Origin of the sequence: Deinococcus rubellus (genome assembly GCF_025244745.1) — a bacterium.
Lineage (GTDB): Bacteria > Deinococcota > Deinococci > Deinococcales > Deinococcaceae > Deinococcus > Deinococcus rubellus.
This window is the reverse complement of the sequence record NZ_CP104213.1, coordinates 2218195-2240838: the sequence shown is the minus strand read 5'-3', so window position 1 is coordinate 2240838 and position 22644 is coordinate 2218195. Positions and strand designations below refer to the sequence as shown.

Genomic DNA, 22644 nt, shown 5'->3' with positions numbered 1-22644 from the left:
GGGCGTCAAGCGGCTTAACGCTTCTTGCGGCCCCAGGGCAACCAACTGCCACGTTCCTGGCGCGGCGCGGGCGGACTGTAGCCCTCGATTTTCATTTCCGGTTCTGGTAAGCCGATAGGCTGCCAGTCGTTGCCGGTCCACACCGCGCCGCCGAATCTCCCGGCGCAGTAGAGGGCGTGTTCATGCTCAGCGTCGGGGGTGAGGGCGCGCGGATCGGCCAGCGCATCGAGCATCGCCAGCACGCCGTCGTCGTCGCAATTCCAGCACCCTCCACTGAACTGAGCTTCCTTCCCATAAATCCGAATGGTGACAGGCATACGCTCCCGAGCGGCTTAAACGTCTCGCCGCCATGTGTTGAAGTAATGCGGCCATGATAGCGCGCTCCACTTTCAATCGCCCGCCCTCATTTCACTTTTTTGATACTCGGGGTAACGGTATGGATTTCGGCGCGCTCAGCCCTTCTTGCCGATATGGCGCTCGGTTCCGGCTTGCAGGCGCTCGATATTGGTGCGGTGCTGCCACACCACCAGCCCGCATAGCGCCAGCAGCAGCAGCACTTCCCAGGCGGGGCGGCCCAGCGCCGCAGCGGTGGTGACGGCCACTGCACCGCCGATCAAGCTGCCCGCCGAGACGTAGCGGGTGACGGTGACGGTGAAGATGCCGAGCACCAGCACGCACGCGCCCACCAGCGGATCGATGGCCACGATGGTGCCCAGGCTGGTCGCCACGCCCTTGCCGCCTTTGAAGCCCAGGAAAACGCTGTAATTGTGGCCGAGCATGGCCATAATGCCGCAGACCGCTGCCCACTCCGGCAGCAGGCCGAGCCAGCGTGCCAGCAGCACCGCTGCTGCTCCCTTGGCCGCGTCGAAGAGGGCCACGCCCAGCCCCGGTCCCCAGCCCAGGGTGCGCTGCACATTGGTGGCCCCGGCATTGCCGGACCCTACTGTGCGGATATCGATGCCCCGCGAGCGCGCTATCCAGGCGGCGGCGGGCAGGGCACCCAGCAAGTAACTGAGGACGAGGGCCAGCAGGGTGTGCAGGATCACGCTCCCGATTGTACGCGCCCGCCGGGCTGCTGCTGGCGTGCGGGGTGCAGGCCAGCGGGCGGCGCAGGGCCTGGCAGCACTGAACGGTTCACGGGGATTTTGTGGCCTGGGCCGCGTTGCCCTGGACCGGGTGGAGGCGTATACTACTGGCCGAACAAACATCATTTCACAGCTCTGTTCCCTCACCATCTGGCCCAATCAATCTGACGGGGGTACAGACCAGGACGGCCATTCCCCCTGGGCAACATGGACAGACTGGAAGCGGTTCAATCCGCCCTCAAGGAGTGTTATGAAAAAGACCGCGAAATCCGCTTTTATCTTCGTCTCGCTGGCGCTGCTGGGCAACGCTTCGGCGGCCAGTCTGACGGTCTGGACCCACTTCGGCGACGCCGAGCTGACCTGGCTCAAGGCCCAGGCTGCCACCTACACCAAACAGAGCGGCAACGCCGTGCAGATCGTCAGTGTGCCGTTTGACCAGATTCCTGACAAGCTGATTCAGAGTGCCCCCAAGGGTCAGGGACCCGACGTGGTCGTGACCCTGCCGCAAGACCGCCTGGGCCAGTTGGCAGCAGCGGGCGTCATTGAGCCGATGGACAAGTACGTGCTGTCCAAGAGTGACCTCGACAAAACGGCAGTGAGCGCCATGACCTACCAGGGCAAGCTGTTCGCCCTGCCGATGTTCGCCGAGGCTGTCGCGGTGATCTACAACAAGAAGCTGCTGCCCGGCGGTGTGCCGACCAACTGGGATCAGTTCATCAAGGCGGCGCAGGCCAATACTGGCAACGGCAAATTCGGCTTTCTGGCCGACCTGTCGAACGCTTACGTGAACTACGGCATCTTCAGCGCTTTCGGCGGCTACGTCTTCAAGAACACGGGCGGCACCGTCAACGTCAAGGACGTGGGCCTGTCTAACGCTGGGTCCGACAAAGCGGTGGCCACCCTCAACGATCTGCGCTACAAGTACAACCTGGTGCCCGAGGGCGTGGACGGCGGCGTGGCCAAGGACGCCTTCGTGCAGGGCCGCCTGGCCATGTTGCTGACCGGACCCTGGGACATGGGCGATATCAAGAAGGCCAATATCGATTACGGCATCGCGCCACTGCCCGCGCCCACCGGTGCACCCAACAAGTGGTCGCCCTTCGTCGGCGTGCAGGGCGTGATGCTCAATGCCTACGGCAAGAACAAGGTGGCGGCGGCGCAGTTTGCCAAGCAACTGGTCGGCAGCGACGCCCAGATCTCGTTCAACAAGGCCGGGGGACGCATCCCAGTGAGCCTGTCGGCCCGCGTGAAGCTCAAGGCCGATCCGGTGGTGGCGGGCTTCGGCAAGTCCATTAGCGCAGGCACCCCGATGCCCAACGTGCCGCAGATGAGCGCCGTCTGGGGACCCTGGAGCAACGCCGTAGCCCAGAGTGTGCAGAAAGCCAACCCCAACTACTCCAGCATCCTCGACAGCGCCGTCAAGGAAATCAACAGCAACATCAAGTAAAGTCTGAGTTCAGTAAGCGCCCCGCTGGTTTGTGGGGCGCTTACTTTTTTGGTGAGACAAACGTCTGGAAATCTGACCAGCGGGCAGGTTGCTGTGCTGACTAAGAGGCAGTTCTGCCTGGAGAATAAGCCGGAGGCCGGATGACTTCAGCGTTCGATAAGAGCTGCGCCGAATGGCTCGCAGCGCTTTTTCTGCGTCCTGCGAATACTCAGAAGTTGCACCTCTGCATAGAGCAAGAATGCTGTCCTGGACGGAGAATTTTACATTGTGATCTCAGGTAGGTTGGTGCGGATTGACCTCAGAAGAACACCGTTCCACAACATTCAAAGCTGTTGGCTTCTTGAGTTAGGTAAGGCGATCTAAGCTCTCCCTTGACTCTCTTACTGACGTAGTTGAGTCAAACTGGCTAGGATACCGAAGCAATATTTTCGCGCCCAGAGCAGGTTATTCTGATTATGCAGGTGCAACTCCTGAGGAATACGGTCCTCACTTCAGCACCGGATACAAGTCCACTGGCACGCCGGGGCGGATGTCGTCGTGGGCGGCCAGGCCCACCACCGCCGTCGCGCCGCTCTGCGCGCCGAGTTTGCCCAGCACGTCGAGGCGCTCGCTGTCGCTCAGGCCCAGGTCACTGATGTATTCCAGCGGCACGCCCTTGGTCGTTAGGTCGAACACTGTGTCGCGGATCAGGTCGGTGAGCTGGGCGCTGAGGTTGTCGGTGCCGCGTTGCAGATTGATGGTGGTCTGGCGAATGATCTGGCCGCGCCGGAACAGGACGGTCTGGGGCCGGGCGTCGCAGCTCAGGTCCACCGGAAAGCCGCTTGCCACGTTGACGGCGGCGCGGCACTGCACGAAGGTGTTGGTGTTCAGGCCGCGCAGCTTGGTGTCGAGCTGGGCGCGGGCATCCGGCGAGAGCCGGGCAGCGGGGGTGCCGCGTGCGCCCTGCTTCTGGGCAGCGGCGGCGACGGCGTTCAGGAAATCTGGCACGTTGCGCACGCTCGCCACCACCCCGGCGTAGACCAGATCGTTGCGGCTGTAGATCAGGTCGGTGTTGCGGCTGGCGCTCAGCTCGCTGTTGGTGCGCGAGTAATCGACTTCCAGCCTGGAGAGGTTGGCCTGGGCGCTGCTGAGGTTATTCCTGAGGGTGCTGTTGGCGGCACTCAGGGTCTGACGCTGTGTTTCCAGGGTGCCGATCATGCTCTGCAAGTTCAGGAGTTCGCGGCGGATGCTGCCCAGGTCTTGGGCGGCGGCGTCGCGCTGGGCCATCAGGTCGCGGCGCTGCTTGACCAGGGCGTCGCGCTCGGCGGCCAGGCTCTCGCGCTGGGCCTGGGCCACGTCGCGGGCTTGCAGGGCGCTGTCACGCGACTGGATGGCCTGGGCGCGTACGGTGTTGGCGGTGTCTCTGGCGGCGTTTGCCTGGTCGCGCAGGCGGCCAGCGGCGTCGCGCTGTGAGAGGGCCGTGTTCCGGGCCGAGAGGGCGGCCTGGCGGTCTTGTTGCAGGGCGTCGCGCTCCCTGCGGGCGCTGTCCAGATCGGCCTCGGCTTTCAGGCGCTCGGCCAGGGCGCTGTCGCGGCTCTGCTGGGCAGCCTGCAACTGGGCCTGCACCTTGGCGCGGCTGGCTTCCAGCGCGCTGGTCTGCTGCGCCAGACCAGCGGTCTGGGTTTCCAGGGCCTGAATCTGGCTTTGCAGCGCCGCCGCCCGATCCTGTGCGGCGCGGGCCTGCTGCTGCGCCTTGACGCTGCTCTGGTCGAGTTCGACGATCTGGGTGCCGAGCAGATTGGCCCGCGCTTCCTGGTCGAGTTCGCGCTTGCGGCTGTTTTGCAGCGCCTGCTGCGAGGTGCCGAGCGCTTGCTGGTTTTTGGCCGCCTGGGCTTCCAGGGTACTTCTGAGAGCAGAGAGCTGCTGGATGCGGGTTTGCAGGTTGCCCACCTCGCCCTCCAGCTTGCTGCGGGCCGCCTGGGTGCTTTTCAGTTTGGTCTCGGCGCTGCCCAGATTCGAGAGGGCCGAGGCAGTTTCCTGTTTGGATTCGCTGACCCGCCGGTTGGCCGTGTCGCGCTCCTGCTCGGCCAGCTTGAGGTCAGCGGTGGTGGCCTTCACGTCTTTCTTGAGCTGCCCCAGTTCGATGCGCAGCTTGTCGGCCTGGGTGATGTTGTTGATGGCCGTGCGGTTGAGCAGCCCGAAGGCCAGCACCGAGGCCAGGCTGATGCCCATGCCTGACGCCACCGCCACGATCAGTGCGGTGGTTTTGGGCCGCATTCCGAAGAGACGCAGGTGCTTGCGCCCGGCCTTGCGGGCAATGGTGTCGGCGCTGTAGGCCACCAGGCCCGAGAGCAGCACCACGAAAATCAGAAAGCCCAGCAGCACGGCAGTCTCGCCTTGTCCTTACAGCTCGAAGTCGTCGCCGAGGTAGTGGTTGCGCGCCTCGATGTCCTGGGCGAACGCTTCGGGGGTGCCCTCGAACTTCACCTCGCCGTCGTACATCAGATAGACCCGGTCACACAGGGCAATCGTCTCGCGCACGTTGTGATCGGTGATAAAGACCCCGATGCCCCGGCGGTCACGCAGCTCGCGGATCAGCCGCTGAATCTCGCGGATGCTCTTGGGGTCGACCCCGGTGAACGGTTCGTCGAGCAGCAAGAAGTCCGGGTCGGTGGTGAGCGCGCGGGCCAGTTCCAGGCGACGCCGCTCTCCGCCCGAGAGCTGGTAGGCCTGAGACTGGGCCAGGTGGCTCAGGCCGAACTCTTCGAGCAGGCTGTCGGCCCGCTGCTCCTGCTCGGCCTTGCTGAGGTTCTGGTATTCGAGAATCGCCAGTAAATTATCGCGGGCGCTCATCTTGCGAAAGGCGCTGGGTTCCTGCGGCAGATAACCGATGCCGCGCCGGGCGCGCTGGTGCATCGGCAACCGGGTCACGTCCTGGCCCGATAAGGTGATGCTGCCGCCGCCAGGGCGAACGAAACCCACCATCATGTAAAAGGTGGTGGTCTTGCCCGCACCGTTGGGGCCGAACAGCGCCACGATCTCGCCGCGCGTGACGCGCAGGTCCACGCCGCGCACCACGCTGCGCCGACCATAGGTTTTGCTGAGGCCGCGTGCCTCGAAGTGGGCCTGAGCACCGGGGGCGCTGTAGTCGGGTCTGGAGGTCGGTTTGGGGGCGGCAACGGTCACGTCAATGAGCCTAGCACGGCCAAAATTGAGGGCGGTGAGCAGGGTGACAGGGGCCGGGGGAGGGTCGCGGTGGCGGGCCGATGAACTAGACTGCCCCCATGAAGTTCTCGATCATCGTGCTGGATTCGGTGGGCGCAGGCGAGCTGCCCGACGCGCAGGCCTTCGGCGACGTGGGAGCGCACACCCTCAACCACACCCTGGGGGCCAGCGGCGTGCAGCTCCCCAACCTGATGGCGCTGGGGCTGGGCCGCCTGCCCACCCTCGACCTGCGGGCCGGAGCACCCGCCGCCGACCAGCCCTCAAGCGGCAGCTTTGGCCGCCTGAAGGAAGTTAGCCCCGGCAAGGACACCTCCACTGGCCACTGGGAGTTTATGGGGGTGCAGCTCAAACACGCTTTCCAGGTGTTTCCCCAGGGGTTTCCGCCTGCTGTGATGGAGCGCTTCACGGCGGCCACCGGCACCGGCTATCTGTGCAACCAGCCTTACAGTGGCACGCAGGTGATTGCCGACTACGGCCCTGAGCACCTCAAAACCGGCGACCCGATTGTCTACACCTCCGCCGACAGCGTGTTCCAGATCGCTGCGCACCTGGACAGGGTGCCGATTGAGACCCTCTATCAGTGGTGCCAGGCAGCCCGCGACATCTTGCAGGGCGAGTACGCCGTGGCCCGCGTGATCGCCCGGCCCTTCCGGGGCGAATTTCCCTTCGAGCGGGCCAACGATTTGCGCCGCGACTTCTCGCTGACGCCGCCGCCCACCGTGCTCGATTCACTCAAAGCGGCAGGCAAGGACGTGGTCGGCATCGGCAAGATTCCCGATATCTACGACCATCAGGGCTTCACCGAGGAAATTCATACCGACGACAACGCCGACGGGATTCGCAAGACCCTGGCGCGAATGCAGCAGCCCTACGACGGTCTGGTCTTCACCAACCTGGTGGACTTCGACAGCAAGTTCGGCCACCGCCGCGACCCGCACGGCTACGCCGGGGCGCTGCGTGCCTTCGACGATGCGCTGCCGGAGTTGCTGGCCAGCGTACCGGAGGGCGGCTGCCTGCTGCTGATCTCCGATCACGGCAACGACCCCACCTGGCCTGGCACCGACCACACCCGCGAGCACGGCCTGCTGCTGGCCTACCGCCCCGGCGGCAGCGGTGTGGGCGTCGCGCTGGGCGACCGCGAGACCTTCGCCGACATCGGCGCAACGGTGGCCGAGGCGCTGAAGGTGGCCTGGGACGGCCCCGGCCAGAGTTTCTGGAGCCTGATCCGGTGAACCAGGCGGCCTGCCCCTCCCTCTCGCGCTGGCTGGGGAACGAGTCGCTGCGCCTGACCCTGACGCTGGGCGGGAGATTCGCCGGAGAGCAGGTGTGGCAGACCCAGCCGGAGAAGTTCAGCGCTGCTGGCAGTGGTTACCAGACCCGCGTGCAGACTGATTTCGGTGGTGTGCTGCCGGTGGTCCGCAAGGTGCAGGTGTCGCGGTATCTCTCCGACGGTTCGAGTCTGAGCTACGCGGAGAGCGAGGGGCGCAACAAGCCGCACTTCGAGACCTTCTTCGACCATGAGACGGCCATGATCACCCTGCGTCACAACCGCGAGGAGGCCAGTACCCCGCTGCTGACCCCGCACTATGACCCGGTCAGTCTGGTGATGGCCCTGCGCGGTCCTGACGCCCCCACCCAGCTCTGGCGGGCGGCCCTGACCGGCGGCGCGGTGCATGTGCAGCCGCTGCCCGACGCCGAGGTGGGGGGGCAGCTGGCCCGCGCCTTTTACCTGCGCCCTGGCGGCGCTTATGTGGCGAGCGAGCTGGACGCGCCCTACCGATTGCTGCGGCTGGTGCAGCCCACCGATTTCGGCCCGGTGGACGCCAGTTTGCAGCCTGAGGCCCGGCGCAAGGAAGAGGCCCGCCCCGAAAAATCAGACAAACCCCGGCGGCGCAGAGCTTAGACCTGCACCGCTTCTGGACTGAGCGCCTGCCCGCCACTGCCTCCCAAACCCTTCCATTCAAGGAGACTCTTCCCATGCAAATTCTTCAGGGCGAGGCCGCCCGCGCCGCGCTGAGCCGCAGTTTCAACGATATTCCCGTGCCCGAGAGCGTGCTGGCGCGCAACGAGCAGCTCTACGGCGAGCGCCTGACCCCCCAGCAGGTGGTCGAGCGCATCCTGGCTGACGTGCGCGTGCGCGGCGACGACGCCCTGCTCGACTGGACCGAGAAGGTGGACGGCTTCCGGCCCACCTTGCGGGTCAGCGCCGAGGAGATCGGGGCCGCCCAGATCGGGCCGGAGCTGCTGGCGGCCCTGCGCCTGGCGATCCGGCGCGTACGCGACTTTTACCGCCAGCAGCCCGCCCACGGCTGGATCGACTACGGCGCGGGCGGCGCACTTGGCCAGCTGGTGCGGCCCTTATCGCGGGTGGGCGTGTATGTGCCGGGCGGTCTCGCGCCGCTGATCAGCACCCTGATTCATACCGCCGTGCCCGCGCAGGTGGCGGGCGTGCCGGAGATCGTCGTGACCACCCCGCCCAACCGTGAGGGCCAGATTCACCCGGCCATTCTGGTGGCGGCCCGCGAACTCGGGATCGAGCAGGTGTTCCGGGTGGGCGGCGCGCAGGCCATTGCCGCGCTGGCCTACGGCACTGCCAGCATTCCCCGCGTGGACAAGGTGGCGGGACCGGGCAATTTGTTCGTGGTGATTGCCAAGCGGCTGGTGTTCGGTCAGGTCGGCATCGAGAGTCTGCCCGGCCCCACCGAGACGCTGGTCATTGCCGACGACACCGCTTCAGCCCGCTATGTGGCCGCCGACCTGCTGGCCCAGGCCGAGCATCTGGGGGCCGAGCCGGTGCTGATCAGCCCCAGCCGCGACCTGCTGATCCGGGTACAGGCCGAACTCGGCGGCCAGATCGAGGCACTGCCGGAACCCAATCGGAGCTGGGCACGCGACAGCATCGAGAGCCGCATGAAGATCGTGCTGGCTGCCGACCTCAGCGAAGCGCTCGACCTCGCCAACCTCTATGCGCCTGAGCACCTGTGCCTGCTGACCCGCGATCCCTGGAGCCTGCTCGGCAGTGTGCGGCGGGCGGGCGGGGTCTTCGTGGGCGAGGACAGCATGGAGGCGTTGGGCGACTATGTGGCCGGTCCCAGCCACGTCATGCCGACGGGCGGCACAGCCCGTTTCATGAGTCCGGTCAACGTGCGCGACTTCCAGAACATCATCAGCGTGGTGGGCGTCAATGCCGCCGAACTCGCCCGCATCGGCCCGGCGGCAGCGCTGCTGGCCCGCGCCGAGGGCCTGGAAGCCCACGCCCGCGCCATCGAGAGCCGCCTGATGGTTCCAGATGAGTGAGTGCCCCCGACTGTTCTTAAGCTGATCCTAAGAGAAACGGATCTTGCGCTCTCATGTCAGCGGTCACAATGATGAGATGGCTTGGCCGCCTCCCTCCCGCCGCGCTGGCCGGGGCGAAGCGGTTCGCCGATGGCCCCGACTCTCAGGACGTGCCCGCCAGCGCCCAGGGCGGTTTGCACCCCCAATTTCACCCCAGAGAACCACGAAGGAGACCAGATGCCTCAACCCCAAAGCGGTATTTCAAAACGCACCCTGCTGTTGCTCGGCGGCCTGACTGCCCTGCTGGCCAGCCCCTCAGCCCGTGCCAAACTGGGCGAGCTGGTGCAGGGCACCCTCGGCAGCGCCCAGGACCTCCTTGACGACACGGTGGCTCCTGCCGCCCAGCACGCCGCCCATGCGGTGGCAGTGCGTGCCGGTGAGCTGACCGAGGAGGCCCGCAAGGTCGCCGCCCAGGCCCAGGACCACCTGCCGGACCTGATCGACAGCGTACGTGAGCAGGCCGGTCAGCGCGGCCAGCAACTCCTCGACAGCACCGCCGATCTGCGCGGTGATCTGGCCGGGCGGGCTGTGGCTGCCGCCGCCGTGGCCGCCAAGACTGCCGCCAGCGTGCAGGGTTCTCTTTCGAGCACCGTTGCCAACACCGTTTCGAATGTGCAGGACACCGTCCAGGGCCGGCTCTCGGACGCCCAGCACGTGGCCGACAAGCGCCGTAAAGTGCTGGTGTCGGAGGCCAGAGACTTGCGCGGCGACCTTGCCAGGACCGTCAGCAAGAAAGCCAAACAGGGCAAGAAGATGCACAAGCAGGTCCAGCAGGAAGCGAAAGCTGGCTGGCTGGGCTTTCTGGAGAATGCTCAGGATCAGGCAGACGACGCCCGTGATGTGGCCCAGAAGAAGCTGGGGCATGCTGGAAAGGACGCCCGTAAACAGGTTCAGGAGGTCAAGAAGCAGGTGCAGAAAAACTGGCCCTCTTTTGCCGACGAGGCCCAGGACCGGGTGCAGTCGGTGAGCGCCGAGGCCCGCCGCAAAGCCCAGGCGCAGTTCGGCAGCCTGGACAAGCGCAGCCGCAAGCAGGTAAAGGGCTACGAGAAGAAAATTGCTCGCCTGGAACAGGAACTCGCACGCACCGCCCATAAGCAGCTCAGGAAAGCCGGGCTGGGCCGCAAGCGCGGCGTCGGTGGCCTGCTGCCGGTGGCTTTGATCGTCGGCGGCGGGGTGGTGCTGGCTCGCGTGCCCGCCGCCCGCCAGGGCATTCTCGATGCGGTGGGCGCAGTCAGCCCCGAGGCGGCCGAGTGGCTCCACGACGCGGGCCGCAGTGTTCGTAACGCTATCGGCACCGCCTGGCTGGAGCGCATGGAAGACGTCAACCACGCGCCTGCCCCGCAGGCCCCTTCGCCCAAGCCCAGTCAGGCCACGGGCAGCGCAGCGGGCGCTTCGGTGGCTCCTGACGCCCCCGCCGCCACGCCCGCACCCGTTGACCCGAATGCCAAGCAGGACGCCGACGTGAAGGCCGATGCCAAGGCCGACGTCAAGAAAAACTGAAGATTGATCGGTGAGACGGGCCATCCCGCCTGATCAGTGTGTAGGGGCCGAGACGTTCGGGAAACAGAAGTTTCCTGCGTGTTTCGGCCTTTTTCGTGACCTGTACCTCTTGAAGGCGGCTTGACTGCTCCTCCCTTTGCAATCAGGGCAACCGGAGCGCGGCTACATTCCTCATATTTGCGTGTACCATAGCCCTGTGCCGAGTGTTGCCGTGGTCATCCCCGCCTTCAATGAGGCTGACACCGTCGCTCAGGTGATTCGGGCAGCGCTGGAACTGACTCCCGACGTGGTGGTGGCCTCCGACGGCAGCACCGATCAGACAGTGGAGGCTGCCCGTACGGCGGGAGCGCGGGTCATCGAGCTGCCGCACAACGCGGGCAAGGGACCGGCCCTCAAAGCTGCCCTGCAAGCCACCCAGGCCGAGTATGTGATCATGCTCGACGCCGACCTGGTGGGCCTTACCCGCGCCCACCTCGACATTCTGCTGGGGCCGGTGCTGGCCGGGCAGCTGGGCATGAGCATCGGCATCTTCGACGGCGGCGGCCTGATCACCGATCTGGGCAACAAACTCACCCCGCACCTCAGCGGCCAGCGGGCCTGCCTGCGGGCCTGGCTGCTGACCGTGCCGCATCTGGGCGAGGAACGCTGGCCCGAACCGGCCATCACGGCGGCACTCAAGGAACAGCGCGTCAAGTGGGACTATGTCGAGTTGCCCAACCTCAAGCAGGTCATGAAGGAGAAAAAGCGCGGTTTCTGGAAGGGCGCGCGCCACCGCACCCGGATGTACATCGATCTGTTCGGCTTCAAGCGGCGCAAGAAGAAGGCTGAGAAGGGCGGCTGAGCGCCGCGCTCATTTCAGCAGGTCCACGACCTGTCCGCCCGCTGTCTGGTAGCGCACCACCCCCAGGCCCGGCACGAAATAGCTGTACTGGGTGGAGGTGCCGCCGCCGCTGCTGACGTCGCTGCGGATCAGCAGGGCGTTGAAGTTTCCGGCAGACAGACTGAGTGGCTCACTGCCCATCACCCGGCTGCTGAGCTTGAGGCTGCCGCTGGTGCTCTCCCAGCGCTGGCCCAGCGTCAGCGGCGAGGACGGGTACACCGTCAGCGGGGGGTGTACCACACGACCTGCTTGCCGATCCGGACGCCGCGCAGATACACGCCGCCGCCCCGGTATTCCAGCAGGTCCTCGGACACGGTGACGCCGCCGATCTGGTGCGCTGTCGGGATCACGCTGACGCCCTTGACGGTGGTGGGCTGGCCGATCTGCTGGATTTCGCCGCTGCTGTAGCGCCAGGTGGTCGAGGGCGCGTTGGGAAAGTAGTTGCCCGCTGCCCGCCCGCTGCTCAGGAGCAGCAGGGCCAGCAGCGCAGGGAGGACGGGGCCGCGTTTCATCACCGCAGTCTAACGGGGCTGTTCTGACTTGAGATGCACAAATCCGGCCCTGGGTTGGACCCGCTGCTACTCCTGATCGCGCCCGAGTTCGGCGCTTCGCAGCGTGGCGGCCACCACCGTGCTGATCAGCGCGCCGCGCACGCCGCTGCCCTCCAGCACTTCCAGGCCCGCGATGGTGGTGCCGCCGGGGCTGGACACCTCGTCCTTGAGCATGCCCGGATGCGCCCGCTCCAGCAGCAGCCCGCCGCTGGTGCTCATGACCCGTGCGGCCAGTTCGTGCGCCAGCGCGCGCGGCAGTCCCATCCGGACACCGCCGTCGGCCAGCGCCTCAGCCAGCACCGCCATATAGCCTGGGCCGGAGCCGGTGAGGCCGGTGAAGGCGTTGAACAGGTGCTCGGGCAGATCGTAGACCTGGCCCACCGCACCGAAAATCTCGTGGGCGTAGGGCGTGTCGCCGCAGCGCTGGGCTTCCTCGGGGCCGACGATGGCGGTCTGCGACTGCCCGATGGTGGCCCCCAGGTTGGGCATCACCCGCACCACCCGCTCGGTGCGCAGCCGCCGCGCCAGGGTGCCCACACTGACGCCCGCCATGGTGCTGATGTAGCCGGTATTCGGCTGGGCCAGCCACTCACTGGCTTCCGGAAACACGCGGGGCTGCAAGCTGATCAGTACCCGCTCGGCCCCGCCGAGGTCACCCACCGGCAGCACCGGAGTGCCGAGGCGCTCGGCGATCATGTCCAGCCGCGCCGTGTTGGTGTCCATGATGCCGATTTCGTCTGGGTGCAGCAGGCCGAGCCGCGTGATGCCTTCCAGAATTGCCAGCCCCAGTTTTCCCACGCCCACGATGGCCAGTTTCATGTCCGGCAGTATAGAGGCCGCATTCTCACGGGCGCTGGCCTTGCTAGCATGGTCAGCATGCTGGTGTATGTCTTGCCCGGAACTTTGGAAACCCGTGAAACCGATCTCGACGTTCTCTGGGAGGCGGGCGCGACGGGCCTGGAGGAGCGCGCTGGGCGGCTGCGCGCCTACTTCGACTCGCCCGCCGACCTCGCGCTGGACGGCGAATGGACCGACGAGCCCGACCAGGACTGGCAGGCCGACTGGAAAAAGGGCCTGACGCCCGTGACAGCGGGCCGCTTCACCATTGCCCCCTCGTGGCTGGCCGCCGAGGTGCCGCCCACGCAGATTCCGCTGCTGATCGACCCCGGCATGGCCTTCGGCACCGGGCACCACGCGACCACCCGACTGGCGGTCGAAGCCCTTGGGCAGCTCGATCTGGTGGGCCGCCGGGTGCTGGATGTCGGCAGCGGCAGCGGCGTGCTGGCCCTGGCGGCGGCCCTGGGCGGGGCGGCGCAGGTGCTGGGCCTCGACATCGACCCGGTGACGTTGCCCGCCGCCATCGAGAATGCCCAGCTCAACGGCCTGAAGGCGGTTCCCGGCATGCCCGCCCGTTTTGAGACGTCTGGCGGCAGCCTGAGCTTTGCGGTGGGCAGTCTCGACCCCGACGATCTTGGTCATGGCAGTGCTGACGAACCCGAATACGACGTGCTGGTCGCCAACCTGTTTGCCGAGTTGCATGATCTGCTGGCCGGGGCGTACCGGGCCGTGCTGCATCCGGATTCGCAGCTGATTCTGACCGGCATCTTGCAAGACCGCCTGCCGCTGGTGCGAGGGGCCCTGGCCCGCGAGGGCTTCACCCAGGTCAGCGAAACGCTCGATGGCGAGTGGGCACTGGTCACGGCCCGCTCAAGCTGATGGCCCGGCACGTTATGGCCTGGTTCTGATGGCCCGGCACCAGCACCGCGTCAGGGTGGAGGCGCTGGCCGCGCAGATGGCCCTGAGCGCTGCCGAAGTCAAACACCTTCAGGTCATGCGGGTGCGCCCCGGCGATACGGTGCAGGTCTTCGATGGCCGGGGCGCAGCGGGCGAGGCCGAGCTGACACATCTGGACCCCTTCGCGGCCACCCTCCGCCTGCTGAGCAGAACGGAAACCTCTTCCGAGTATCCCCAGCCGGTGACGCTGGCGATTGCGCTGCTCAAGGGCGACAAGCTCAGCGACGTGGTGCGGGCCGGAACCGAGCTGGGCGTGGCCCACTTCCAATTGCTCCAGACCCGTTACGCCGACGTGCCCGACATCGGTGACAACAAGCTCACGCGCCTGCGCCGGATCGCCGAGGAAGCCGCCAAGCAGTCGCAGCGCTCGGTGGTGCCGGAGATCGCGTCGCCCGTGCCGCTCGCGCAATTCCGCTCCGAGGGGCAGCTGTTCTATGCCCACCCCGGCAGCCCGGCCCGTTTGCTGGACCACCTGACCTGGCTTTCACCGCTGACCCTCATCAGCGGCCCCGAGGGCGGATTCTCGCCGGAAGATCTGGGATGGCTGGGCCATGCGGGGGCCGTGCCTGTTACGCTCGGCCCCCGCATTTTGCGCGCCGAGACCGCGCCGCTGGCCCTGCTCGGGGCGCTGGCGGCCAGCGGGGTGTGAGCGGCCCCCGGTTTGCTACCCTGAAGCTTATGGACAAGCCCGTACTCGCCCGCCTCAACCGAGTCATGCAACTGCGCGAGGAGGTCGAAACCCTGGCGTCTGGCGGCCCCTACGCGCCCGACGCCGACTGGCTCAGCTCCGGCACCCATCTGACCCTGGTGGTTGATGTGCCGGGCTGCTTGCCCGACAGTCTGACCCTGGAAGACGACGGCGAGGCGGTGACCCTCAGCGGTGAGCGCCGTGCCCTGCCAGACGATCAGGACGCCCTGCACCGCGAACGCCGCACCGGGCGCTTCGTGCGCCGCCTGCCGTTTCCGGTGCCAGTGATGACCCAGAGCGGGGAGGCCAGCCTGGTGGCTGGGGTGCTGAGTGTGCGCTTTGAAAAAGTGCACAAGACCATTGAGTCCCACCCAAAGAGCGGGCAGCTGGAAGAACCGGAAAGCTGAGCCGCTGGGTTGTTGTGCTGGGACAGGGCTGGACAGGTTGGCCGGTATGGGCGCGGTCATGCCCGGCCCTGCTGGATTGGCCGCTCCAGGTTGATATACTGATCCCCGAGCGCTGCGGCGACTGGCGCTAAACGTGGGGGTCACCACGGGGAAGCCGCAGCTTTTATAAGCTCTTTTCTGTGATCGCGCGCCTGGGTCGGATACGGCATTGTGGCCGGTCCACGTTCAACTCAGGAGTTGCAATGACACAGAACCAGAAGGCACCCACCAGAAAGCAGGCCCTCATTTCCGTCAGCGACAAGCGCGGCGTGGTGGATTTTGCCCGCCAGCTCAGCGATCAGGGCTGGCAGATCCTCTCGACGGGCGGCACCCTGAGCGCTCTGCAAGCGGCGGGCGTGCCTGCCACCAAAGTGGCCGATGTGACCGGCTTTCCCGAAATCTTGGATGGCCGCGTTAAGACCCTGCACCCCAAAATTCACGGCGGCATTCTGGCGCGGCGCGAGTCGGGGCACCTTGCCGAACTCGCCGAGCACGACATCCAGCCGATTGATCTGGTGTGCGTCAATCTGTACCCATTCCGTGAGACGGTGGCCTCGGGCGCGGACCTGGCCACCGCCGTCGAGAACATCGACATCGGCGGCCCGGCCATGCTGCGGGCCGCCGCCAAGAACTTCGCCGCCGTGCTGGTGCTGGTCGATCCTGCCGATTATCCGCTGGCCCTGCAAGCGGAAGTCTCGCAGGCCGAGCGCCAGCGTTTGGCGGCCAAAGCCTACTTGCATACCAGCAGCTACGACGCGGCGATCACGGCGTATCTGTCTGAACCGTCTGACACTTTTCCCGCCGAAGTCACGCTGCCGCTGACCCAAATCGCCTCGCTCCGCTACGGTGAGAATCCACACCAGCCTGCCACGGTCTACCGCCTGGGTACGCAGACCGGCCCGGCGCTGGACGCCGAGGTGCTGGCCGGAAAGGCCATGAGCTTCAATAATTATGCCGATACCGACGCGGCCTGGGCCCTGGCATGCGAGTTTGAGACACCCGTCTGCGTGGCCGTCAAGCATGCCAACCCCTGCGGCGTGGCGCTGGCCGGTACCCCGCGTGAAGCCTGGGAGCGCGCCCGCGACGCCGATACCCTGAGCGTGTTCGGCGGCGTGGTGGCCCTTAACCGCCCTATTGATTTGGAGACGGCCAAGAGTACGCGTGGCACCTTTCTGGAAGTGCTGATCGCTCCCGACATCGACGCCGACGCGCTGACCTGGCTGCGCGAGAAGAAGCCGGATCTGCGGGTGCTGCGGGCCGGAAAAACCCTGGCCCCGCGTGTGGAATACCGCCCGCTCGTCGGCGGCTTCCTGGCCCAGCTCCGCGACGACCGCACCTGGGACGAGCTGTGCCCCGAGGTTGTGACCAGCAGGCAACCCAGCGAAACCGAGTGGCAGGATCTTCAGTTTGCCTGGACGGTGGCCAAGCACGCCCGCAGCAACAATGTGGTGCTGGCGCGCGGCGGCGTCACGGTGGGCGTCGGGGCCGGGGCGGTCAGCCGTATCTGGGCCGCCGAGCGGGCGGTGCAGAACGCGGGCGACAAGGCGCGCGGCTCAGTGATGGCCTCGGAAGCCTTCTTCCCCTTCGACGACGTGGTGCGCCTGGTAGGCAGCGTGGGGGTGTGCGCCATCATCCAGCCGGGTGGGGCCAAGCGCGACCCCGAAGTGATTGCGGCGGCCAACGAACTCGGCCTCAGCATGGTCCTGACCGGCTCGCGGCATTTCAAGCACTGATGCAGCTTCTCGGCAAGCCGCTGGCGGCCAGGGTCACGGCGGAGGTCCGGCAGCGGCTCTCGGCGCTCGGCTTTGCGCCGCATCTGGTCAGCGTGGTGGCCTCGGGCGACCCGGCCACCCTGATCTACGTGGAGAGCAAGCGCCGTCAGGCCGAAAAACTCGGCGTGCGCCTGAGCGTGCGCGACCTCGGTGCTGAAGTGTCTCAGGATGAATTGCATGCCGCCCTGCACCAGCTCTCGGAAGACGAAAGCGTTCAGGGTATCGTCCTGGAACTCCCGCTGGCTCCGCACCTCGACCCGGATGCGGCGCTGCGGCAGATTGTTCACCCTAGGGATATTGAGGGGCTGACCCCGGCCAACCTGGCGCTCGTTTCGGCGGGCCGCGAGGCCGAGGCGCTGCTGCCGCCCACGCCGCGCAGCGTGCGCTTTTTGCTGCGTGAGGTGCTGCAACTCTCGGGGGCGCGAATTGCCATCGTCGGGCCGGGCCGCACGGTGGGCCGCCCACTGGCCTGGATGCTCAACAACCGTGGCGCGACGGTAACGCTGTGTAACGAGTTCACCCGCGATCTGGGCGCGGTGCTGGCCCCACAGGACGCGGTGGTGGTGGCGGTGGGCCGTGCCGGGCTGCTGAGGCCCGAGCATGTGCAGCCGCACCACGTCGTCATTGACGCGGGCATCAACGTCACGGCGTCCGGCGTGGTGGGCGACGCGGCTCCCCAGGTCGGCGAAGTCGTGCGCGCCTTCACGCCCGTGCCCGGCGGCGTCGGCCCGCTCACCAGCGCATTGATGTTTCAGAATCTGGTGCGGGCGGTGCGGCTGCAAAGAGGGGAGAAAGTGGAGTGAGGTAAAGGCCGTCTGTCAGAGGAGCGAATATCTCCTGGGCGGGCAATTCGTGCAGGAAACCCAGGTGTTTTTCCAATACTTCGTGACTCACCCCGGTGGACGGCGGGCATAATCGACGGATGTCCACCCCAACCAGGCGTTTCGGCAACGACCCTTCGAGCTTGCTGCTGGCGGCTCTCTTCGTTTCCGCCGGGACCATCCATTTTCTGCGGCCCCGCATCTTCGATTCCATCGTGCCGCCGTATGTGCCGATGTCGCCGCGTGCTGCCACCCTCATCAGCGGCGCGGCAGAGCTGGCAGGCGGACTGGGCCTGCTGCACCCTGCCACCCGCCCGGCGGCCCGCTGGGGCCTGATAGCGCTGCTGCTGGCGGTCTTTCCCGCCAATCTTCAGATGGCCCTTCAGGCCGAGAAGTTCGAGCCGATTCCCACCTGGGCGCTGTGGGTGCGGCTGCCGCTTCAGCCGCTGCTGGCGTACTGGGTGTGGCGGTCCGGGCGGCGGTGAATACCCCGGCCACTGCCGAAGCTGAGCTGCGCCGCTCACTGGACAATTATTTGGAGGGCGGCAGAACAGACGGCGTCCTGGGTGACCTCATCGCTCTGGAGTGGCCGGACCTCCAGCTCGACCTGCTGCCGGACCCGCCGACGCCGCCGCAACTCGGCGCGCTGGAACATCTGGGCTACCGGCCCACGCCGGACGCCCAGCAGTGGATTCATCCGGGCGGCTGGTGCTTGCGGCTGACTGACGTGGGCCAGCTGGATTCGCTGAACCTTCAGGCCCTGACAACTTACCTGTCGGATGATCCTGTAGCCCTTGAGCGCTATCTCGGCGTGTACCGGGCACTGGGCCGCGCCGAGGCCGACGCCCAGCTGTGGCCCGAAGCGCTGGCCGCCACCTTGCAGCGCCAGGGCTTCGGGGAGGTGAGGGCACTCGTAGATCTGTTCTCGGCGCTCCCCTTTTCCTGGATGGTGGCCAGCGGCTGGGCGCTGGAACTCCACCTCGGTCAGCGGACGCGCCTGCACCACGACCTCGACGTGGTGGTGCCGCCAGCCGCCCAGCCGTACCTCCACGCGCTCCTGTCGCCCGAGTGGCGTTTGGACGCCTGCGTGAACGGCACCTACCGGGCCTGGGACGGGCAAGCCTTCGACGGCGTTCAGGTCCATGCCCGCCGCCAGGGCTGGCCGATGCTGGACCTGATGTTCGGCGGCGTGGAGGACCGGGCCAGGCGCGTCTCGCCGCTGGGGTGGCCCTTCCTCACGCCGGAAGCGGTGCTGCTGTTCAAGGCGGGCCGCCCCGGCAGCGTGCCCAGAGGTAAAGACCTCAAGGACTTCCAGTGTGTGCTACCGGGCCTGGACCATGAAGCGCGGACCTGGCTCACAGACTCGCTCCGGCAAATTCACGGTGCTCATCCCTGGCTCGGTCCGCTGGGTTGACTGGGCTCATCTGATTGGGTTGATTTGACTGGAGCCGTCCTACGCCAGTACGTCCGCGCTGAGCAGCTCCGGCAGCAGCGCCCCGGTCATCGCGGCCACCGTGTCAGCCATGCTGATTTTCTTGGGGTTCAGCACGGCGGCGCGTTTGCCCTGGCGGTGAACGTGGGTGCGGTCAGTGATCTCGAAGACGTGCGGCATGTTGTGGCTGATCAGCATGACCGGCAAACCGCTGTCGCGCATCTTGCGGATCAGGTCGAGCACCGTGTTGCCCCCCCGCGCACGTCGCCGGAATGATTGCGTTGGAGTCGCTGGTCGTGGTCAGAATGGCTCGACCCGGCCGCTACCATGTATACAATGGTCGTGACCTGCCCGGTGTTGTCGCCCTATGGCTTGTTGGTGGCCAGCCCGCCCCTCCCTGGGTGCCCTGGGCCAGAGCAACGATGTCAGCAGTGGTCCAGCGCGGTGTAGCAGGTCTGCTAACGAGTACATCTCGGTATCTTCGGTATCTGAAGTGGGAGCACGCCCGGCGGGTGGTCAAGTCCCGCTCGGTCCTGCCCCGTAACCCGGCGCGGCGCTACACTCTGCCAGTGGCCTTTCGACTGCTCCAGAACCTCCGTCACCTGCCCGCCAAGGTCGGGCGGCTGTCGCGCAGCCTCCGGGCCAGTCAGGCACGGCCTGACGACGCCTGGGCGCTGGGTCTGCTGACGCCCGCCGAAGCGCGGCTCTACCTGGGCATGGACGCCCGTGACCGTGAACATGCCTGCCGGGTCACGCGGGGCCTGCTGGCCGCCCATCCGCAGGCCAGTCCGGCGCTGAGGGCCGCCGCTCTGCTGCACGACTGCGGCAAGTCGCTGCGGCCTTACCGGGTTCACGAGCGGGTGCTGGTGGGCCTGGTGCCGGGAAGGCTTTCGCGTGCCCTGCCGTTCGGGGCGCTGTACGTGCGCGGCGCTCACCCGGCCCTGGGCGCTGAGCTGGTACGGCGCATTGGTGGTCGGGCACGGGTGGCCGAGCTGGTCGAACGTCACCACACGCCGGGCGGCGACGCCGAGGCCGCGCTGCTGCACCGCTTCGACGACCTGGAATAGTTTTGCGGCCCCTCCCAATCTTTTCTTCATTTTCGGCCTCACTTTACCCGGCTTCCCGGCAGGCCCGTTAGGCTCAGCTCATGACCAATTCTGACGCCAGCCTCCCCGCTTCGGCGGCGGCCCGTACCGAAGCGCCGTTCGCCCGCGTCGTTATCGGCATTGACTTCTCTTCAAGTTCGGCGGGTGCGCTGGAGCTGGCACGGACCCGCTTTCCGGGGGCCGAGCGGCTGCTCATTCACGTGGTGGACGCCCGCGTCGCCGCCATGCCCGACATCTCCGGCGCGGGGCTGGTGCCGATGACCTCCTCGCCCGACCTGCTCAACACCCTCACGCAGGTCGACCGTTCGCGCCTCGATCAGCTCACTGAGGTGGGGGAGTCGCAGCAACTCGTGTCGGGTGACCCGGCGGCGGCGCTGGTCGAGGCGGCCCAGGCGTGGAACGCCGATCTGGTGGTGGTGGGCAGCCACAACCAGGGAGCCGTCGAGCATTTCTTCGTCGGGTCGGTGGCCGAGCAGGTGGTCAAGCGGGCGCAGGTGCCGGTGCTGGTGGTCAAACGGGGCCGTCAGCGCTGAAGGCGGGCAGCAGGGGGTTGACAACGCGCGCCGCTGCGGCTTACAGTAAGCGGCCCTGACAAACCGCCCGCAACGGCGGTGAGCAGCACCCAGGCGGCCCCATCGTCTAGCGGTCAGGATGGTACCCTCTCACGGTATAGACACGGGTTCGAGTCCCGTTGGGGTCACCACGACAAAAGCTCCCGCCACTTTCCCTGTGAAGGTGGCGGGGATTTTTTGATCTCGGCCGACTCGGGGCGCAGATTATCCGAGGCTTTGCCTCCCGGTGAGCCGCTATGCTGCAGCCATGAACCTGGCTTCCTACATTGACCATACCCTGCTCAAGGCCACCGCCACCCCGCAGGACATCCGGCAACTCTGCGCCGAGGCCCGCGAGTACCAGTTCAAGGCCGTCTGCGTCAACCCGCAGCATATCGGGTTGTGCGTCCAGGAACTCGCGGGCAGCGGCGTGCTGATCGCCACCGTCTGCGGCTTTCCGCTGGGGGCCATTACCAGCACCCAGAAGGCCGAGGAAGCCCGTCTGAGCGTGGCTGCCGGGGCCGACGAAATCGATATGGTCATCGCCATCGGCTCAGCCCTCGCGGGCGACTGGGCCTATGTGCAGGCCGATATCGCCGCCGTGCGGGAAGCCGCAGCCGGGAAAGTGCTGAAGGTGATCATTGAAACCTGTTATCTCAACGACGGGCAAAAGGAGCGAGCCAGCGAGGCCGCCGTGCAGGCCGGGGCCGACTTTGTCAAGACCAGCACCGGCTTCGGCACGGGCGGCGCAACGCTTGACGACGTGCGGCTGATGGCCCGCGTCATCGCTGGCCGGGCGCAGATCAAGGCGGCGGGCGGGGTTCGCAGCCGCCAGGATGCCGAGGCTATGATCGCGGCGGGTGCGGCGCGGCTGGGCACCTCCGGGGGCGTGGGGTTGGTATCGGGTGAAGTCAACCAGGCGGGGTACTGAGCTTGCCTGTTCCCAGCGCATCGGGGCTGGACGTGGTGCTGGCTTCGGGAAGTCCGCGCCGCCGCGAATTGCTGGAGGGGCTGGGCGTGGCGTTCCGGGTGGAGGTCGCCGACCTCGACGAACGCAGTGACCAGTTTCATCCGCTGGAGGTGGCGCGCGATCTGGCGCTGCAAAAGGGCCGGGCGGTGGCCAAGCGTTGTCCCGGCGCGGTGGTCATCGCCTCCGACACGGTGGTGGCCCTGGGTGATTTTCAACTTGCCAAACCCGCAGACCAGGCTGAGAACGCTGCCTTCATCTCGCAGCTCAGCGGCCAGACGCACCACGTGTACACCGGGGTGGCAGTCATCTCGCCGCGTGGGGAGGACAGTGAGGTGTCCGATACCCGCGTGGTCTTCCGTGCGCTGACGCCCGGCGAGGTGGAGTGGTACGCCCAGAGCGGCGAGGGTCTCGACAAGGCGGGCGGCTACGGCATTCAGGGCCTGGGATCGGCGCTGATCGAGCGCATCGAGGGCGAGTACAGCGGCGTGGTCGGCTTTCCGCTGAGCATCGTCATCCGGCTGCTGCGGCAGCACGGCGTTGTCGTCTGCGGCGAATAGCTCTCTGCCCGACTAAATCGCAAACAAAAAAACAGCGCCCCGCAGGACGCTGTTTTACTTGACCGCTACACTCAGACGCTGATGATCTGGCGGCCCGCGTAGTAGCCGCAGCTGGGGCAGACGTGGTGCTGCAATTTCTTGTTGTGGCAGTTGGGGCACGGGACCAGATTGGGCACCACCAGGGCGTGGTGGCTGCGGCGCATATCGCGCTTGCTCTTGCTGGTCTTCTTCTTGGGGACGGGGTGTTTGGCCATGATGTTTTCTCCTGAGTCTTTGCCTGCACGTGGGGCCAGACCACCCCGGCGGCGTTTCTTGGGTTTCTCGCCTGCGCTGGTCTGTGCCGTCTAAGGTCAGACTGATCGCAAAGCAACAGCAGGGAGTATAGCACGCGGCAGGGAACCGGGATACCGGATCAAAAAGTGGGTCAACTGCCAGTGAATCATGTAACGGCCATCTGACGCCGCATCACCTCTGCGAAACGAGTTAGGTCGGCTTCCTCGCCAC

26 protein-coding genes, 1 tRNA gene and 1 riboswitch are annotated in these 22644 nt (G+C 66.6%); of the genes, 18 read left to right on the top strand and 9 right to left on the bottom strand.

What is annotated here, in order from left to right; all coding sequences use genetic code 11:
• Window positions 1-14 precede the first annotated feature (14 nt).
• Complete coding sequence (locus N0D28_RS11535; protein WP_260559663.1) at window positions 15-317, bottom strand: hypothetical protein; 303 nt, start codon at window positions 315-317, stop codon at window positions 15-17.
• A 135-nt stretch (window positions 318-452) separates the two neighbouring features.
• A complete protein-coding gene (plsY, locus tag N0D28_RS11530; protein WP_260559662.1) occupies window positions 453-1046 on the bottom strand; it encodes a glycerol-3-phosphate 1-O-acyltransferase PlsY in 594 nt (197 codons plus the stop codon).
• 289 nt (window positions 1047-1335) lie between these two features.
• On the opposite strand from plsY, the gene N0D28_RS11525 reads away from it, so the two are divergent.
• Window positions 1336-2532 carry a sugar ABC transporter substrate-binding protein gene (locus tag N0D28_RS11525; protein WP_260559661.1) on the top strand — a complete coding sequence of 399 codons (1197 nt, stop codon included), beginning with the start codon at window positions 1336-1338 and terminating at the stop codon, window positions 2530-2532.
• A gap of 486 nt (window positions 2533-3018) precedes the next feature.
• Here N0D28_RS11525 and N0D28_RS11520 read toward each other — a convergent pair whose 3' ends face one another.
• Window positions 3019-4896: a DUF3084 domain-containing protein gene (locus tag N0D28_RS11520; RefSeq protein ID WP_260559660.1), complete on the bottom strand. Its 1878-nt coding sequence runs from the start codon at window positions 4894-4896 to the stop codon at window positions 3019-3021.
• 18 nt (window positions 4897-4914) lie between these two features.
• Window positions 4915-5697, bottom strand: a complete 783-nt coding sequence (gene lptB, locus N0D28_RS11515; RefSeq protein ID WP_344982569.1) for an LPS export ABC transporter ATP-binding protein — start codon at window positions 5695-5697, stop codon at window positions 4915-4917.
• Window positions 5698-5795: 98 nt separating this feature from the next.
• Between lptB and N0D28_RS11510 the strand changes: the two genes are divergently transcribed.
• The 5 genes from N0D28_RS11510 to N0D28_RS11490 all read left to right on the top strand — a co-directional run bounded on the left by N0D28_RS11510 (window position 5796) and on the right by N0D28_RS11490 (window position 11413).
• Window positions 5796-6968 (top strand): phosphopentomutase, encoded by a 1173-nt coding sequence (locus N0D28_RS11510; RefSeq protein WP_260559659.1) that lies wholly within the window; start codon window positions 5796-5798, stop codon window positions 6966-6968.
• Window positions 6965-7639, top strand: coding sequence for a DUF3108 domain-containing protein (locus N0D28_RS11505; RefSeq protein WP_260559658.1), 675 nt, complete (start codon window positions 6965-6967; stop codon window positions 7637-7639). Before N0D28_RS11510 ends, N0D28_RS11505 begins: the two co-directional genes overlap by 4 nt.
• A gap of 74 nt (window positions 7640-7713) precedes the next feature.
• Window positions 7714-9033 carry a histidinol dehydrogenase gene (gene hisD, locus N0D28_RS11500; protein ID WP_260559657.1) on the top strand — a complete coding sequence of 440 codons (1320 nt, stop codon included), beginning with the start codon at window positions 7714-7716 and terminating at the stop codon, window positions 9031-9033.
• Between the two features lie 216 nt (window positions 9034-9249).
• The gene (locus tag N0D28_RS11495) at window positions 9250-10572 is read left to right on the top strand and encodes a hypothetical protein (protein WP_260559656.1); all 1323 of its coding nucleotides are present in this window, start codon (window positions 9250-9252) and stop codon (window positions 10570-10572) included.
• A 196-nt stretch (window positions 10573-10768) separates the two neighbouring features.
• On the top strand, window positions 10769-11413 hold the full coding sequence (locus N0D28_RS11490) for a glycosyltransferase family 2 protein (protein WP_260559655.1): 645 nt from the start codon (window positions 10769-10771) through the stop codon (window positions 11411-11413).
• A 9-nt stretch (window positions 11414-11422) separates the two neighbouring features.
• Here the strand turns inward: N0D28_RS11490 and N0D28_RS11485 are convergent, their stop codons facing one another.
• The 3 genes from N0D28_RS11485 to proC form a co-directional block, all read right to left on the bottom strand.
• Window positions 11423-11692, bottom strand: coding sequence for a hypothetical protein (locus N0D28_RS11485; RefSeq protein WP_260559654.1), 270 nt, complete (start codon window positions 11690-11692; stop codon window positions 11423-11425).
• Window positions 11674-11964, bottom strand: coding sequence for a hypothetical protein (locus N0D28_RS11480; RefSeq protein WP_260559653.1), 291 nt, complete (start codon window positions 11962-11964; stop codon window positions 11674-11676). Before N0D28_RS11480 ends, N0D28_RS11485 begins: the two co-directional genes overlap by 19 nt.
• A 66-nt stretch (window positions 11965-12030) precedes the next feature.
• Entirely contained in the window at window positions 12031-12822 is a 792-nt protein-coding gene (proC, locus tag N0D28_RS11475) for a pyrroline-5-carboxylate reductase (protein WP_260559652.1), read from the bottom strand.
• Window positions 12823-12879: 57 nt separating this feature from the next.
• Here proC and N0D28_RS11470 point away from each other — a divergent pair, with 57 nt between their 5' ends.
• The 7 genes from N0D28_RS11470 (at window position 12880) to N0D28_RS11440 (ending at window position 18938) form a co-directional block, all read left to right on the top strand.
• Window positions 12880-13719, top strand: a complete 840-nt coding sequence (locus tag N0D28_RS11470; protein ID WP_260559651.1) for a 50S ribosomal protein L11 methyltransferase — start codon at window positions 12880-12882, stop codon at window positions 13717-13719.
• 28 nt (window positions 13720-13747) lie between these two features.
• Window positions 13748-14446 carry a 16S rRNA (uracil(1498)-N(3))-methyltransferase gene (locus N0D28_RS11465; protein ID WP_260559650.1) on the top strand — a complete coding sequence of 233 codons (699 nt, stop codon included), beginning with the start codon at window positions 13748-13750 and terminating at the stop codon, window positions 14444-14446.
• 29 nt (window positions 14447-14475) lie between these two features.
• The gene (locus tag N0D28_RS11460) at window positions 14476-14892 is read left to right on the top strand and encodes an Hsp20/alpha crystallin family protein (protein WP_260559649.1); all 417 of its coding nucleotides are present in this window, start codon (window positions 14476-14478) and stop codon (window positions 14890-14892) included.
• A gap of 107 nt (window positions 14893-14999) precedes the next feature.
• Window positions 15000-15096, top strand: a riboswitch (ZMP/ZTP riboswitch).
• A 38-nt stretch (window positions 15097-15134) separates the two neighbouring features.
• The gene (gene purH, locus N0D28_RS11455; protein ID WP_260559648.1) at window positions 15135-16664 is read left to right on the top strand and encodes a bifunctional phosphoribosylaminoimidazolecarboxamide formyltransferase/IMP cyclohydrolase; all 1530 of its coding nucleotides are present in this window, start codon (window positions 15135-15137) and stop codon (window positions 16662-16664) included.
• Window positions 16664-17506: a bifunctional 5,10-methylenetetrahydrofolate dehydrogenase/5,10-methenyltetrahydrofolate cyclohydrolase gene (locus N0D28_RS11450; protein WP_260559647.1), complete on the top strand. Its 843-nt coding sequence runs from the start codon at window positions 16664-16666 to the stop codon at window positions 17504-17506. The genes purH and N0D28_RS11450 overlap by 1 nt, the downstream gene beginning before the upstream one ends.
• Before the next feature lie 119 nt (window positions 17507-17625).
• Entirely contained in the window at window positions 17626-18009 is a 384-nt protein-coding gene (locus tag N0D28_RS11445; protein ID WP_260559646.1) for a DoxX family protein, read from the top strand.
• Window positions 18006-18938: a nucleotidyltransferase domain-containing protein gene (locus tag N0D28_RS11440; protein WP_260559645.1), complete on the top strand. Its 933-nt coding sequence runs from the start codon at window positions 18006-18008 to the stop codon at window positions 18936-18938. The genes N0D28_RS11445 and N0D28_RS11440 overlap by 4 nt, the downstream gene beginning before the upstream one ends.
• A 39-nt stretch (window positions 18939-18977) precedes the next feature.
• Here N0D28_RS11440 and N0D28_RS11435 read toward each other — a convergent pair whose 3' ends face one another.
• Window positions 18978-19199: a P-loop NTPase family protein gene (locus tag N0D28_RS11435; protein ID WP_260559644.1), complete on the bottom strand. Its 222-nt coding sequence runs from the start codon at window positions 19197-19199 to the stop codon at window positions 18978-18980.
• 326 nt (window positions 19200-19525) lie between these two features.
• Between N0D28_RS11435 and N0D28_RS11430 the strand changes: the two genes are divergently transcribed.
• From N0D28_RS11430 to N0D28_RS11410, 5 genes are all read left to right on the top strand, one after another.
• The gene (locus N0D28_RS11430; protein ID WP_260559643.1) at window positions 19526-20023 is read left to right on the top strand and encodes an HD domain-containing protein; all 498 of its coding nucleotides are present in this window, start codon (window positions 19526-19528) and stop codon (window positions 20021-20023) included.
• Between the two features lie 80 nt (window positions 20024-20103).
• On the top strand, window positions 20104-20595 hold the full coding sequence (locus N0D28_RS11425; protein WP_260559642.1) for a universal stress protein: 492 nt from the start codon (window positions 20104-20106) through the stop codon (window positions 20593-20595).
• 95 nt (window positions 20596-20690) lie between these two features.
• Window positions 20691-20765, top strand: a tRNA-Glu gene (locus N0D28_RS11420).
• Between the two features lie 116 nt (window positions 20766-20881).
• Window positions 20882-21544, top strand: a complete 663-nt coding sequence (deoC, locus tag N0D28_RS11415) for a deoxyribose-phosphate aldolase (protein WP_260559641.1) — start codon at window positions 20882-20884, stop codon at window positions 21542-21544.
• A gap of 2 nt (window positions 21545-21546) precedes the next feature.
• Window positions 21547-22140 (top strand): Maf family nucleotide pyrophosphatase, encoded by a 594-nt coding sequence (locus tag N0D28_RS11410; protein WP_260559640.1) that lies wholly within the window; start codon window positions 21547-21549, stop codon window positions 22138-22140.
• Between the two features lie 71 nt (window positions 22141-22211).
• Here N0D28_RS11410 and rpmF read toward each other — a convergent pair whose 3' ends face one another.
• A complete protein-coding gene (gene rpmF / locus N0D28_RS11405) occupies window positions 22212-22394 on the bottom strand; it encodes a 50S ribosomal protein L32 (protein WP_161882763.1) in 183 nt (60 codons plus the stop codon).
• Window positions 22395-22644 lie beyond the last annotated feature (250 nt).

Bases quoted from the DNA above. Each gene is read 5' to 3' on its own strand.
- N0D28_RS11535 (WP_260559663.1), bottom strand. From the start codon at position 317: ATGCCTGTCACCATTCGGATTTATGGGAAGGAAGCTCAGTTCAGTGGA.
- N0D28_RS11525 (WP_260559661.1), top strand. From the start codon at position 1,336: ATGAAAAAGACCGCGAAATCCGCTTTTATCTTCGTCTCGCTGGCGCTG.
- N0D28_RS11510 (WP_260559659.1), top strand. From the start codon at position 5,796: ATGAAGTTCTCGATCATCGTGCTGGATTCGGTGGGCGCAGGCGAGCTG.
- hisD (WP_260559657.1), top strand. From the start codon at position 7,714: ATGCAAATTCTTCAGGGCGAGGCCGCCCGCGCCGCGCTGAGCCGCAGT.
- N0D28_RS11495 (WP_260559656.1), top strand. From the start codon at position 9,250: ATGCCTCAACCCCAAAGCGGTATTTCAAAACGCACCCTGCTGTTGCTC.
- N0D28_RS11480 (WP_260559653.1), bottom strand. From the start codon at position 11,964: ATGAAACGCGGCCCCGTCCTCCCTGCGCTGCTGGCCCTGCTGCTCCTG.
- proC (WP_260559652.1), bottom strand. From the start codon at position 12,822: ATGAAACTGGCCATCGTGGGCGTGGGAAAACTGGGGCTGGCAATTCTG.
- N0D28_RS11470 (WP_260559651.1), top strand. From the start codon at position 12,880: ATGCTGGTGTATGTCTTGCCCGGAACTTTGGAAACCCGTGAAACCGAT.
- N0D28_RS11465 (WP_260559650.1), top strand. From the start codon at position 13,748: ATGGCCCGGCACCAGCACCGCGTCAGGGTGGAGGCGCTGGCCGCGCAG.
- N0D28_RS11460 (WP_260559649.1), top strand. From the start codon at position 14,476: ATGGACAAGCCCGTACTCGCCCGCCTCAACCGAGTCATGCAACTGCGC.
- purH (WP_260559648.1), top strand. From the start codon at position 15,135: ATGACACAGAACCAGAAGGCACCCACCAGAAAGCAGGCCCTCATTTCC.
- N0D28_RS11450 (WP_260559647.1), top strand. From the start codon at position 16,664: ATGCAGCTTCTCGGCAAGCCGCTGGCGGCCAGGGTCACGGCGGAGGTC.
- N0D28_RS11445 (WP_260559646.1), top strand. From the start codon at position 17,626: ATGTCCACCCCAACCAGGCGTTTCGGCAACGACCCTTCGAGCTTGCTG.
- N0D28_RS11425 (WP_260559642.1), top strand. From the start codon at position 20,104: ATGACCAATTCTGACGCCAGCCTCCCCGCTTCGGCGGCGGCCCGTACC.
- deoC (WP_260559641.1), top strand. From the start codon at position 20,882: ATGAACCTGGCTTCCTACATTGACCATACCCTGCTCAAGGCCACCGCC.
- rpmF (WP_161882763.1), bottom strand. From the start codon at position 22,394: ATGGCCAAACACCCCGTCCCCAAGAAGAAGACCAGCAAGAGCAAGCGC.